This is a genomic window from Pseudomonas sp. GW456-E7, assembly GCF_059424105.1.
Genome location: NZ_JBWKZB010000006.1, coordinates 1 through 13,790, shown reverse-complemented (window position 1 = coordinate 13,790; position 13,790 = coordinate 1). Strand labels below are relative to the sequence as shown.

The following is a 13,790-nucleotide window of genomic DNA, read 5'->3' as shown; positions in this document are numbered from 1 at the left end:
CCCCCTCTGTCGGTCAAATGATGTTCAACGCCTTGAGAACCACCAGCGATTGCTCGGCAAACGCTTCGGCCTGTTCAGTCAGTTCGGCGATATTCTCTTCAGCCGTGGTCAGCGGCTGATTGTCCTTGATGAGGACTTCGCCTTGTTCAGCGAGAACGCCCCACGCCAGCTGTGCCCATTCAGCCGGATGTTTTCTGCCTTGCTTGATGGATATCAGGAACAGCAGCTGGAAGCGGCTGACCGGCACGCCGCCGCCCGTTACCGGACTGGCCAGGACCTGGATTTTGTTGCTGAGCAACGCACGTTTGCAAAGCTGCAGATTGAGGGTGTTGCAGCGCGCCTGCACCAGTTTCTCGGCCACTTCGCTCTGGCACGGTGCTGCAGCGCCCATCCCGATCAATACGGTGATGGCCTGCACCAGATCGTCATAAGGCATCGAGGGCACGGCCACGGCCAACTGGCGCAACGTTTTCGGTGCATAGGCGTTGGCCGTCAGCGCTTCGAGTACAGGGCCATAGACCTCTGCCTGCAGCGTCGCTTCGCCGGCAGGCCCCCTGACGGTGTCAGATAGGCTTTCTGCCGCCTGCAGCAGGACAAAACGCGTGTTGTACATACCCTGGCGCTGTTCAGCGGCAGACAGTCGGCTGGCGCCGCGCACGTACAGATCTCGACGGAATTGCTGGTTGACGAAGTAGTCGCGCGCTTGTTCACGCATGACCGGGTGCTCGATTCCTTCCAGGAAGTCCATGCCTTCTGCGCTCAAGTTGAGCGGGTCCACCGAGTCCAGCGGGACGGCCGTCGTGGCGTAGTCGAGTTTGGCAGGGGCCAGGGCATCGACCACGTCGGTGAAATACATGCAGTTCCAGTCGCGGTTGAAGTATTCATGGGCGACGTACTGACGATCCTGGCCTTTGATGCCCTGGAGCTTGTCGTCCAGGTTCGGTACCGCGCTGGCGTAGTTGGGATTGGCCGCCAGCAGCGTTTCGGAGAATTGCAGTGCGGCCTCGATACGCTGGTCCGGGCGAACGGAGGTGTGCGTGGCGAAGCGGTCGTGCAGCCTGAACAGATGACGCAAGGGCGCCGACGGCGACCAGCCGGGGAAGCAGTTGTAGCTGATGTACAGCAGGCCACCGGGCTTGAGGTGACGACGGGCGAACTCGACGATCAGTTTCTGGTTGTCGCGGCTGACCCAGGTCCAGATGCCATGCAGGCTGATGCTGTCGAATTGTGGCAAGTCGTCGCGGGCGAGCAGCTGCTCGAAGCTGTCGTCATACAGTCGCGCATCGCTGTTCCAGGCAGTCGCCAGTGCATTGGCATGGGCTGCCTGGCCCGGGTGGAAATCCGTGCCTAGGTAGGCCCCTGGGTTGGCGGCGGCATGGATATTGATCGAGACACCCTGACCAAATCCCAATTCGCAGTGATGGCCGTCGGTCGTCTCAAGACTGGAAAAACCGCGCAACAACAAACAATAGCGCTGGAAGACTGGATTGATTTCCCGGCTGTAGCTGTAGGTGTAGCCCTCGTCCGTAAAATACCCTTCGTTCCAGGCGTCGCTCATGCTTGTACCCCTTTATTTCGAGAGTGAAAAGTTGCTCTTATAAGGGGTAGCTCTTACGCCCTACAAGCAATAAACAGCCTGTGTGCAATCTTTTCGTGTCCACACCAGGCTGTAGCCGTTGCGGCCACAGTGGGTACAGCTTGAACGTGAACGCCAGGGACGCCCTTGGCTTGCATGAGGGAGGCTGGCGAGTCCGCCTATCCAGCTCACCAAGAGCCGCTCGCCGATCAGTCGGAGCTGACGACGATGGCGACCCGGCGATTCTCCGTGCGGCCACTGGAGGTGCTGTTGGTGGCCACCGGTACGCTGCTGCCCAGGCCGCGCAACTGGATATTTTCCGGCTTCATGCCGACCGTGTTGAGCACCCTGGCCACGCTTTTCGCCCGGCGCACGGACAGTTGCTCGTTGTAGGCCTCTTTGCCCGATGCATCGGTGTGACCATCGACCCGCACTCGCTCGATCCCTACACCGAGCAGTGCCTTGCCGATGCGCTCGACGATCTCGGTGCTCTGCTGGTTCAGGCTGTCATCGTCGCTGCCGAACAACACCTTGCCGGACAACCCGAAGGCCCAGCCATCGTCGGTCAGCTCGAAACCCTGCTGTTTCAGCACGGCGATCTGCGCCGGGGTCAGGCCTTTTGGCGGGGCGGTCTGGCAACCGGTCAGGCTCAGCAAGGCCACGAGCAGGGTCATGGTGAAAAAACGCAGGGAACGCGGGTTGAAAGTGAACACGGAATTCAGCTCCTGTTTTGAACATCGGCGGCAGGGTGCTCCGACCCTGCCGTGTACTGTGCGCCTCGGGACAGGCGCTTGGCCTGGTACATCGCACCATCGGCGGCGTTGAGCAGGGCACCCGGCGTTGCGCCATGATCCGGGTACACCGCGACGCCGATACTGAGTGAGGTCAACACCTGGGTACTGCCCGGCAATGGAATCGGCATGTCCATGCTGGCCAGAATCTTGTCGGCAATTCGTTCGGCGTCTGCGGTCTTGTGCAGCGGTGTCAGCAGCACGGCAAACTCATCGCCACCCACGCGCGCCACCAGGTCCCCTTCCCGCAGTTGCGCGCGAACCCGGTTGGCCACGGCCACCAACACCGCATCCCCCGCCGCATGGCCGAAACTGTCGTTGATTTCCTTGAAGCGATCGCTGTCGAGAAACAACACCGCCACTCGCTCGCCGAGCTTGTTGGCGTTGCGCAGCGCGCGCATCAGGCGACCTTCGAAAAATGCCCGGTTGGGCAATCCGGTGAGGCTGTCGTGACTGGCCTGATGCGCCAGGGATTCGTTTTCGCTTTGCAGGTGCGATTGCCAGGCTTCGAGCTCATCGAGCAGGGCATTGAAGTCGTTGCCGAAATCATCGAGCTCGGCAATGTCGGCGGGCGGCACGCGCTTGTCGAAGGCCCGTTCACTGCGCGCGGCGTGGGCGACGGTGGCCAGGTTGCGCAGGGGCTTGATGATCCCGCGAAGTTGTCGGCGCGCCAGAAAGAGCGCAACCCAGGCACTCACTGCCGTGCACAAGAGGATGCCCACCAGGCCGCTGAGCAAAAAGCGCATCAGGTTGCCGCCGTGCCCGGTGAGCCTGATGCTGCCGACTTCCCGTCCTTGATGGAGGATCGGCATGCTCATCGGTTCTTCGAGAAACGCTTTGGCGATGTGCCGTTCGAGATCAGATACCCAGTCGGTTTCCGGTCGTTGCCAACGGGCCAGCAACTGCCCCCGCTGGTCGAACACCTGGGCGTCGGCCACTTCTTCGGTGGACACAATCAACGCCAGCGCCTCGGTGGCAGCAGGCTTGTCGTTGAACACCACCGCGGCTTCCACGGTGTAGGTGATCGAGCGTGCGATCAGGTGCAGGTTGTGATCCGCGTACACACGCAAGGCCAGCACGCCGAGCAACGTCAGCGAAACACTGGCCATGGCGACGCCCACCAGCGCGACGAGCAAGTTGCCGCGACCGATGACCGAATGCAAAGTCGGGCGACTGCCCGGAGTCAGTAGCTTCATGGCGCCGCCGGCTTGCGGCGGGAAAGTTGCAGCACGCTCGGATGGATGCGTACACCGCTGCGAGCGACGGAGTCGAGATTGACCTCGAACGACACCTGCTCGTCGCTGACCCGCAAGCAAAACAGGCTGCCGACCGAGCACTGCTCGTCACTCTCGCTAATGCTCAGCACCGGATGCCCGATCAACGCGGCAAACAATCGGCTGCGTTCTTCGCCAGTCAGCTTGCCGATGTAAACCGCATCGCAGTCACTGACAATCGCGGGGTTGTCGGCCAGCAAGCGTTGCACCGCGACAGGTCGACCGGTCGCCTGGGTCGTGCCTTTGACCAGGTCGTCGGTGTATTCGGTAGGGCCGACCAGACACAGGCGCAGCAGCAAAGGCTCAACGGGCCAGCGGGCATAGCTGAGGATTCCGAGGACCACCTGGGTAACCGCTTTGGCGCGTTGGTCGGCCATGCCCACCGGGGGCTGCGATTGAGCGAAAGCGACGCTGGCCAGCAGACAAAGAAGGATGGCAAGCAGCGCTTTCTTACAGCCAACGACGCGCTCTGTCGTCCTGACAGCCACCTTCATGCAGGGATACTCTTGGACCGAAGCGAAATGATGCCGCAACGATAGCACAGCGAGGAAATGCCAGCGAGGCCACGTACTACGCTGCTTCGGACAATTTCCTACAATCGCTCACCGACCTTTCAGTCTGTCGGCTCGCTGCCGTCCTTCAGCTCCAGCATCAGCCCGCTCAAGCGCTTGACCCGGCGTTTCACCGCTTCTTCAAACACGCCTGCCCGCGATTCGATCAGGGTGAACCAGTCCTTGGCCCGGGTAATCCCGGTGTAGATCAATTCCTTGGTGAGGACCGGATTCAAGGCGTCGGGAAGAATCAACGCGGTGTGCGCGAACTCCGAGCCCTGGGATTTATGCACGGTCATGGCGTATACAGTTTCGACATCATTCAGGCGGCTTGGCAGGACAAATCGCACGCCGCCCTGACCGTCATTTCGTGGGAACGCCACACGCAAAACCTGTTTTCCGTGGCCCTCCTGCTCCGGGAGTTTGAGAGCGATGCCGATATCGCCATTCATCAAACCCAGCCCGTAATCGTTGCGGGTCATCAGCACAGGGCGACCTTCATACCACTGCTGATCGCTGTCGATCAGGCGTGCCCTGAGCAACGCCTCCGTCACTCGCTGGTTCAAGCCCTCCACGCCCCACGGCCCCTTGCGCACGGCGCATAACAGCTGGAACGCGTCGAAGGCTTGCAACACCTCTCGGGCCCAGTCTGTCCAGCGTGAATCTTCCAGCGGGCTGTCGAGTGGCGGCCGCTGTTTGCGCAGTAAGGTCAGGTAATGCCGATAACCTTGCGGGCCCTCACCATGGCCTTCGAGCAGCAACCGCTCCAGCGCCCGGTCCTGCTCGCCCTTGAGGGACAAGCCATACACATCGTCATGGCTTCGCGCAGACAACAACTTGCGGGCTTCTTCCGGTTGCTGCTGGTTGACCCAACGAGCGAGCTGACCAATACCGCTGCCCTCACCGAATCGCCGGGAATGGCGCAACATCACCACCTGTTGGGCCAGTGGATGCGCGCCCTGCGTATCCTCCTGCAATCCACCGGCCTGCAAGCTTTCGCCACTGACGGCTTCCAGCCACTGGCGTGTCTGCGGGCTGTACCAGCCAGCCTCCGCGTCACGACACAGATCCCCCAGTACCGCACCGGCTTCTACCGAAGCCAACTGGTCCTTGTCCCCCAACAGCACGAGGCGCGCATGGGCCGGCAAGGCGTCGAGCAGATTGGCCATCATTTCCAGGTCGATCATCGAGGCCTCGTCCACCACCAGCACATCCAGCGGCAGGCGATTGCCCGCGTGGTGCCGGAAATGACGTGTCCCGGGCCGACTGCCCAGCAGACGGTGAACGGTGGTGACATCGGACGGGATCTTCTCGCGTATGGCTTCGCTGACTTTCAAGGTCCGGACTTGCTGGCTGATGGACTCTGTCAGACGCGCCGCGGCCTTGCCGGTCGGTGCGGCGAGGCGGATGCGCAAAGGCATGCCGGCCTCGACCGCCGGCGCCTGGAGCAACGCCAGCAAGCGCACGACGGTGGTGGTCTTGCCGGTTCCCGGCCCCCCCGTCACGATGCTGAAGGCACTGCGGGTCGCCAGGGCGCAGGCCAGCTTTTGCCAGTCAATCACTTCACCCGGCCGGGCAGGCCCAAACAAACCGGTGAGGCGCTGGAGCAGGTCGTTCGGCGTGGACTCGTGCTCCGTCAGGCGCTCGCGCAGCGAAAGGTCGATCCGCCGCTCGTAGGCCCAATAGCGGCGCAGGTACAGGCGTTTGCCCGATAACACCAAAGGCCGGTCACGCACGTTGTCACGGCTGTCAGCGGCCAGGGCGACCAGGTTGCTGACGGCCAGCACCTTGCACCAATGAGCACCGTCCAGCGCTCCGAGCAATTGCGACGGCAACAGCATGGCGCCGCCTTGTACGTCACCTTCGGGCGGTAATGACAGGGCGAAGTCCGGTTCTTTCAGCGTCTCGAACAGGTCGAGGCAGACATGCCCGTGACCCAGCTGGTGGCTGGTCAGCGCGGCAGCCAGCAAGACCAACGGATCATCCTCCGGCGCCAGCTCATGCAGAAACGCCACAAAGGCTTTGTCCAGTGCGCGCAGCCAGCCACGTTCGACCCAACGCGTGAGCAGCAACAGCAAGTCGTCGGCACGACTCAGCGGCGCGAGTTCGGCCTGGCTTTCGACTGCCAGCGAGGTGGGCAGCAAATCGGCGAATGAGCGATTCATAACAGTACTCCTTGTTCCCAGGCGGGCTCGGCCTTGGGCTCTGGCTTGCCCTGGAACAGCCTGTCCAGACGCTCGATCAGTTCTCTTGGCGGACGGGTGAAAAACACCCCCTGGCTGGTCGCACGCGTACCCCGCAAAAACAGGTACAACGCACCGCCGACATGCCGGTCGTAGTCGTAATCGGCGAGCCGCGCCTTGAGCTGGCGATGCAGGGCCAACAGGTACAACACGTATTGCAGGTCATAGCGGTTGTCGAGAATCGACTGCTCCATGGCCGGCAAGGTGTAGGCCGCATCATCGGCGCCAAGCCAGTTGGATTTGTAGTCGGCAACGTAATAGCGGCCGTTGTGCTCGAACGTCAGGTCGATGAAGCCCTTGAACATGCCGTTGAGCAGCACCGGTTCGGCGGCCACCCGGGCCACACCGTCATGAGTGTACTGACACACCAGCGCATCGAGCTTGAGCACATCGACCTTGTGGCTGGCGAACCAGAATTCCATCTCGACCTGGTATTGCGTCAACTGCCCGAATATCACCGGCGCCTGATCGGCACCCAGTTGCAACGGCGACTTGAGCAGATGCTGCAGCCAGTCACTCAGCGTGGTGATCCAGCCCTCCCAGCCTCGGCGATTGCAGCGACGGGCAATGGCGTCGATCACCTCCTGGGGTGCCGCGGCAAACCCCTCGCCCCCCGCCCATTCGAGCAGACCATGGAGGAAGGTGCCGGGGTTCGGGCCGCGCGGGAAGCGATGGATATCGCCGCCACTGGCCACCACTTCCCTGGGAGCCTGCGGGTCGAGACGTTCGTCATCGAACAGTTTTTGCGCCTGCGGACTCTCCGGCGCCTCGTCCGTGCCGACACTCAGGGTGTCGCCAATGCGCAATGCGCTGTAAGAGGCGATCCACCAGTTTTCACTGGCCTTGCGTTTCGGGATCAGCGGAGCCAGCAGCGCCGCGTCGTTTTGCGGTGGCTGGTAATGCTCTATTGTCGCATCAGGCATCTGGGCATACGCCAGCGCCGGGCAGTCCTGTTGCAGGTCGCGCAACCACTGCTGCAACGCCGGGGAGTCGGCCAATGGCGCACCACCCCCCAACAGATAACCCAGCGCCGACAGATGCAGCACCGAACCATTGTTGTTGCCGCGCTTGAGGTCAGCCACCCCCAGCCAGCAGGCGTGTTGCGCCCGGGTCAGGGCGACATAGAGCAAGCGCAGATCCTCGGCCAGACGCTCATCGTCGGCCAGGGCAATCAATTCTGCCGTTGGCTTCAAAGTGACCTGGGCATTGCCTGATTCATCGTGGTAGTGCAACGGCAGGCGACTGCCGTCCACGGGCTTCGCCGAGCAAATGAACGGCAGGAACACCAAGGGGTATTCAAGGCCTTTGGACTTGTGGATGGTCACGACCTTGACCAGTTGCTCATCACTTTCCAGACGCAGGATCTGCTCCTCGCCTGCCTGACCGGACAACGCCAGATGCTCGGACAAATGCCGGATCAGCGCTTGTTCGCCATCGAGTTCGGCGGCTGCCTGTTGCAGCAATTCGGACAGGTGCAGGAGGTTCGTCAAGACCCGCTCGCCGTCACTGCGTGCGATCAACGCCTGGGGCAGGCGGAAGTCGTGCAGCAAACGGCGCAGCATCGGCAGTACACCCTGCTTGCGCCAGACTTCGCGATAGCCACGGAACTGCATGACCCGGGACTCCCAGGCCAACTCGTCCTGATTCAGCCGCTCCAGCTCGGTCAACGAAAGGTTCAAGGTGATGCTGGCCAACGCGGCCCGTAGCGGGCGTTCGACATCCGGCTCGGCGCAGGCCTTGAGCCAGGTCAGCACGTCGTGCGCCTCCTGGGCGGCGAACACCGAGTCCTTATCCGACAGGTAAACACTGCGCACGCCCCGCGCAGCCATTTCGCCACGCACCGCCTGCGCTTCCTTGCCATCGCGTACCAGGATGGCGATGTCCGCCGGCAGCAGGCCTCTGAAGGCTTTGCCGTCCTGGGTGAACCCCGCTTGCCCCTGCTGCCCGCCATTGAGCAATGCCGTGATTTCACTGGCGCAGGCCGCCGCCAGATGTTGCCGGTACACCGCGCCGGACAACGGTTGTTCGGCCGACAAGTGCCAGATGTTCAAGGCCGGAACAGGCTGATTATTGATATGCAGGACTTCTTTGCGGCCCTGGGAGGCCACCGGCATGAACGGAACCGGGTTATTGCCATTCGGTTCCCGAAAGAGGAATGCGCCCCGTCCCGACTCCCGGGCTTCGGCACGCTCGAACACATGGTTCACCGCGTTGACCATGCCATGGCTTGAGCGGAAGTTGGTGCCCAGGGTGTGCAGGCGGCCGGTAGTGGCCTGACGGGCGCGCAGGTAGGTATGGATGTCGGCACCGCGAAACGCGTAGATCGCCTGTTTCGGGTCGCCGATCAGGAACAGGCCGCACTCGGGGCTGTTCTCCTCAATCCGGTAAATGCTCTCGAAGATCCGGTATTGCACCGGGTCGGTGTCCTGGAACTCATCGATCAGGGCGACCGGAAACTGTTCACGAATCAGGGTGGCCAGGCGCTCGCCGCCATCGGACTGCAAGGCCGCATCCAGGCGCAGCAACATGTCGTCGAAACCCATTTCCGCACGACGGCGTTTCTCTTCCTCGAATCGCGCCCCGACCCAGCGGGCGGCATGTTGCAGTACGGCGGCATCGGGCGTTGGCAACCCGTCGAGACAGGCCTTGAGACCGGCCATGGCATCGAGCCCCGGATGTCGAGGCGCTTCGCCCTTCCAGGCTTCGGCCATGCCATCAGGGGTCAGTCGCGTGAAACCGGTGCCGATATCCAGTTGCTCAAGGGATTCATCCTCGGCCCAGGCTTTGATTTTTTCGAACCAGGGTTCGAAATAGCGTGCCTGCATCTTGCGACCGTCGACAGCCTTGCTGGCAACGCCCTGGTGACAGATTGCAAGCAACTCGTCCGCCCACTGCAGCCAGGGCTTTTTCAGTTCGATCAGTGCCGCCCGTCGCTCCTGCAAGCATTGCGAAATCACCTCGGCGGGCTCTTTCCCTTGAAGCGAATCGCGCTCACTGGCGAACAGCGCACGAATCCGCGGCAGCAGCGCCGCCGGACCGCCCCAATTGCTGCGCACCCAATTCAGCGCATCACCTTGCATCGGGTAGCAGAACAGCCGCCAGTAATCGCGCAGGACTTCCCCCAGCAAGTCGCTGTGGTCGGTTTCCAGGGTCTGGGTAAACAGGCTGCCGCTGTCGAAGGCGTGCTCGCGCAACATGCGCTGGCACCAACTGTGGATAGTCGACACCGCTGCCTCGTCCATCCATTGGGCGGCGATATCCAGGCGGTTTGCGCACCCGGGCCATTGCTCGGGCAAGTACTGGTCACGCAGCTCGGCAATCAGGCTGTCGGGGGCCGGCGTTTCATCGCGGAAAAAGCGTGCGGCCTCGGCGAGCCGCGTGCGAATGCGTTCGCGCAACTCTTTGGTGGCGGCGTCGGTAAAGGTCACGACGAGGATTTGCGGCGGCAAGAGCTCACGTCCGAAGCCACTGTCTTCGCCGCCATTGCCAAGCACCAGGCGCAGGTACAACGCGGAAATGGTGAAAGTCTTGCCGGTCCCGGCGCTGGCTTCGATCAGTTGACTGCCACGCAGCGGAAACGCCAGGGCCAGCGGTGTCTTTGTACTCATCAACGCGACTCCTCGCTGGACAGTGAACGCCAGGGTGCTTCAAGCAGCGGGCGATAGAGCGCATCACACCAGTCGGGGAAGGTTTCATCGGCGCTCAGGGCATCGTAATCGGCGAACTGGCGTGCGAGTGCCGGACTTTCGCGTCGCTCTCCGTCCGTCGTCTGTCCGTCGCCTTCATAGGCCTTGCGCGCAGCGGCCGCGGCTTTGACCGGGTCGGTTTGCCCAAGCCAAGCAAAGGCTGTCTTGACCGCGATCGGCAGAGGCTGGCGCATACCCGACTGCCAGGCCATCAGCAGATCGCCGAGAATTTTCCGCGCCGTGGACTCGTCCATCGGTGCGAGCAACAGGCTGTCGTCGCTGGCCACCAATGCGGTGGTCAACGCCATGCCACTGGCGCAGGCCACCAGATGCGTGAGCCACGGGCGCGTCAGTCGATGCCATTTGCGCGATTTGATCGAGCCGATACTGTTGGGGATCGTCGTGACAGACAGCAAACCACCATCAGCACGCTGATGCAGGCCGCTGAGCCAGCCCTCGATGTGCAGGCCTTGCAGTTCAAGATTGACGGGCAACGCACTGCTGAGGGGTGTCGGCCACAAAGCCAGGAGCTGTTGGTGGCGTTGCAGCAAGTCGGGCAATGGTTCGATCAATTCACGTTGCAGGCACTCACCGAAACCGGCGATGGGCAGCAGCCCGCTGTTTTGCAGGCGTTTGGCCTGATCCTCCAGTGCCTGTCCGGTATGTTCCGGATCTGCCAGTGCCGCTTCGAGCAAACGGTCGCTGAGGCTGTAACGCTGCAACGCATCCAGGACAAAAGGCTCTTCATCGGCCAACGGCACTTCAGCCGCCTCGAAGAAGACTTTCAGTCGCTGGCTGAAAAAGTGCCGTACCGGATTGCGCAGGAAATCCTGCAGTTGACCGAGGCTGAGGGGTTCGTCCTGAACGTGAGGCTCGAGCACTTCGGCGCTCGCCTGTTGCTCTGCCGCTTGATGAAGGACCTGCCATTCGGTGGCGTAGCTGAACGACTCATCCCCTTCGTGAAAGTAGCGGGCGCTGAAAGGTTGCAAGGGGTGTTCCCGGGTCATGGCTTCAAGCAGATCCTCGCTACTCTGTGCCAGTCGCCAACCGCTGGCCAAGTGGTCACGCAACTGGCCGATCAATACCGACGCCGGCCTCTCGCTGTTGTCGCGGATGCTGCGGCCCACCCAACTGATGTAGAGCTGATCACGCGCCGACAGCAAGGCTTCCAGTAGCAGGTAACGGTCATCTTCGCGTCGGGAGCGATCGCCTGGCCGGTAATCACTGCCCATCAGATCGAAATCCAGCGGCGGTTGCGCGCGCGGATAATCGCCGTCATTCATGCCCAGCAGGCAGACCAGCTTGAACGGGATAGCGCGCATGGGCATCAAGGTGCAGAAGTTCACCGCACCGGCCAGAAAGCGTTGGGACAAACGGCCCTGATCCAGGCCTGCAAGCCAGGCTTCACGGACGACCGTCAGCGGCAACTCGTCCTGCAGGCCGACGGACTCGCAGGTCTCGAGCCAGGTCTCGCGCAGCTCTTCGAGCTGGGCCAGCAAGTAGTCATCGTGTTCGTTGCTGGCGAGGAAGAACAACTGCACCAACGCCTGCAAACGCAAACCCCATTGCCGCGGCGGTGCAGGCTGAGAGAGTTCGTGGTGAGCCACATCCAGCGCGTCCAGCAGAGCCACCAGCGGACCTATGAGCGCAGCGTCCAGACCACCGATTTCGTCGTAGGGTTCGATGCCCTCATAGGCATCGGCGCAGCCAACGGCATAACCGAGCAACATCCGTCGCAAGCCGAAACGCCAGCTGTTTTGCTCCAGCTCATTGGGCAGCCCGAGTCCGGCACGTTGCTCGGCATTCATGCCCCAGCGAATGCCGGCACCTTCGATCCAGCGGTGCAACGTCGGCAGGTCACGCTCCTCGACACCAAAGCGGGCGCGCAGTGCCGGGACGTCCAGCAGATCGAGAATTTCACTGACGGGGAAACGGCTGTCAGGCAGCTTGAGCAGGTGCTCGACCGCAATCAGCAGTGGATCGCGACCACGCTGGCCCTGGTCAGCCAGCGTGAACGGAATGAAGCGCGGGTCCTGACGGTCGAGCTGGCCAAACACGGCACGAATGTGCGGGGCGTAGCTGTCGATGTCCGGGACCATCACGATGATGTCCCGGGGGCGCAATGTCGGATCGGCACTGAAGCGCGCGAGCAGTTGATCGTGAAGTATCTCGACTTCTCGCTGGGCGCTATGGGCAATGTGAAAACGGATCGATTCGTCCGTGTGCAGATCGATGGCCGGCCAGCGCTCCCGAGTCTCGTTGAGGGGACGCAATTCAAGGATGTCATCCTGCAACTGGTTGAGCACATTCAGCGGCTGACCGTCACTGAACAGGTCGATGCGCCCGTCACGGAATGCCGAGCGATAGCTGTTGGGATCGTCGTAACTGTCGAGCAGGTTGATGTAGTCCCGCCCCTGTTTACCCCAGGCAGCCAGCAGCGGGTGAGCATGCTGGTGCAGGGTTTGCGGATCGATTACTACCGGCATGCCGCTCTTGCGGGCCTGACGCTTGTATTGATGACGCAACAGGTCTTTATCGGCGACGATGTCCGCCCAATGGTGGCGACACGGGTTATGTACGCACAGCAGGACCTGGCTGAATCGGGCCAGCCCCGCCAGTGCTTCCAGGGCTTGGGCAGGCAGCGAAGAAATCCCGAAAACGATCACTCGCGAGGGCAATCCCTGGGGAGCTGTTTCGAGGTTGTTGATGCGCTCGACGAATCGCTGATGGACCCCGGCACGGCTTTGCGCCATGCCTTGCTCTCCGACATCCAGCAAGAGTGCGCGCCATAACTCTGCCTGCCAGCAATTGGCCGGCGTCAGGGCTTTGGCCTCGCCCCTGGCGCTTCTTGTCTGATGTCGACCTTCTGCCCAGTCTTCAAGCCAGTCAGCCCGATAGACCTGGTACTGGTCGAACAGGTCCGCCAGACGCTCAGCCAATTGGTAGCGTTTGCGCAGATCGGTGTCATGGGTCAGGAAGCGCTGCAGCGGCTCGAAGTGTGGCTGGTTGATCAACTGCGGCAGCAGGCGCATCAATCGCCAGGTCAGCGGGGCTTTATCGAGCAGGGACTTGGCCGGAATTTCATCGCGCCCAAGGACCATGCGATAGAGCTGCCACATGAAACTGCCGGGCAACTGCACGTCGATGGCGGCGGCGATGCCGCAGCCGCCCATGTCGTCTTCTTCGGCATCTTCCGCCAGTGCCAGCTTCAGCCATTGGGCAATGCCATTGCTTTGCACCAACGCGATTTCATTCTCCAGGGGAGCCAGCGGGTAGCGCCGCATCCAGCTGACCACCAGGCTGCGCAACTCGTCCAGGCGATTGCCGTGAACCACCATGAATCCAGCACTGAGGGACGTGGCGTCCGGCATAAGGCTTCCTTGGAAAATGCAAATTCGAGGGACGACTTTAGCATTTGTAGGAGCGAGCTCGCTCGCGAAGGTCATCAACGATGACGCGGGTTGTCTGGGGTAACGCGGTGCCCTGAAGTTCTTCGTCGGAACGCCGCCCGGAGCAGGCTCGCTCCTACAGGGAACAGCGTTTGAGGTGTACGGAGGCGAAAAAACAAAACCCCTACCTGCATACGCAGATAGGGGTTTCGGAATTTAATCTTGACGATGACCTACTCTCACATGGGGAAACCCCACACTACCATCGGCGATGCATCGT

General features: G+C 61.8%; 7 protein-coding genes. All 7 read right to left on the bottom strand.

What is annotated here, in order from left to right; genetic code table 11:
• Positions 1-13: 13 nt before the first annotated feature.
• A complete protein-coding gene (locus AC07YV_RS06220; RefSeq protein WP_102698918.1) occupies positions 14-1,558 on the bottom strand; it encodes a class I SAM-dependent methyltransferase in 1,545 nt (514 codons plus the stop codon).
• A gap of 227 nt (positions 1,559-1,785) precedes the next feature.
• The gene (yfiB, locus tag AC07YV_RS06215) at positions 1,786-2,289 is read right to left on the bottom strand and encodes an outer membrane lipoprotein YfiB (protein ID WP_173900794.1); all 504 of its coding nucleotides are present in this window, start codon (positions 2,287-2,289) and stop codon (positions 1,786-1,788) included.
• Positions 2,290-2,294: 5 nt separating this feature from the next.
• A complete protein-coding gene (gene dgcN, locus AC07YV_RS06210; protein WP_102698919.1) occupies positions 2,295-3,563 on the bottom strand; it encodes a diguanylate cyclase DgcN/YfiN in 1,269 nt (422 codons plus the stop codon).
• Positions 3,560-4,135 (bottom strand): regulatory sequestration protein YfiR, encoded by a 576-nt coding sequence (yfiR, locus tag AC07YV_RS06205; protein WP_102698920.1) that lies wholly within the window; start codon positions 4,133-4,135, stop codon positions 3,560-3,562. Before yfiR ends, dgcN begins: the two co-directional genes overlap by 4 nt.
• A gap of 119 nt (positions 4,136-4,254) precedes the next feature.
• Positions 4,255-6,357 carry an exodeoxyribonuclease V subunit alpha gene (gene recD / locus AC07YV_RS06200; RefSeq protein ID WP_102698921.1) on the bottom strand — a complete coding sequence of 701 codons (2,103 nt, stop codon included), beginning with the start codon at positions 6,355-6,357 and terminating at the stop codon, positions 4,255-4,257.
• Positions 6,354-10,043, bottom strand: coding sequence for an exodeoxyribonuclease V subunit beta (gene recB, locus AC07YV_RS06195; protein WP_102698922.1), 3,690 nt, complete (start codon positions 10,041-10,043; stop codon positions 6,354-6,356). The genes recD and recB overlap by 4 nt, the downstream gene beginning before the upstream one ends.
• A complete protein-coding gene (gene recC / locus AC07YV_RS06190; RefSeq protein WP_102698923.1) occupies positions 10,043-13,492 on the bottom strand; it encodes an exodeoxyribonuclease V subunit gamma in 3,450 nt (1,149 codons plus the stop codon). Before recC ends, recB begins: the two co-directional genes overlap by 1 nt.
• Positions 13,493-13,790: the final 298 nt, after the last annotated feature.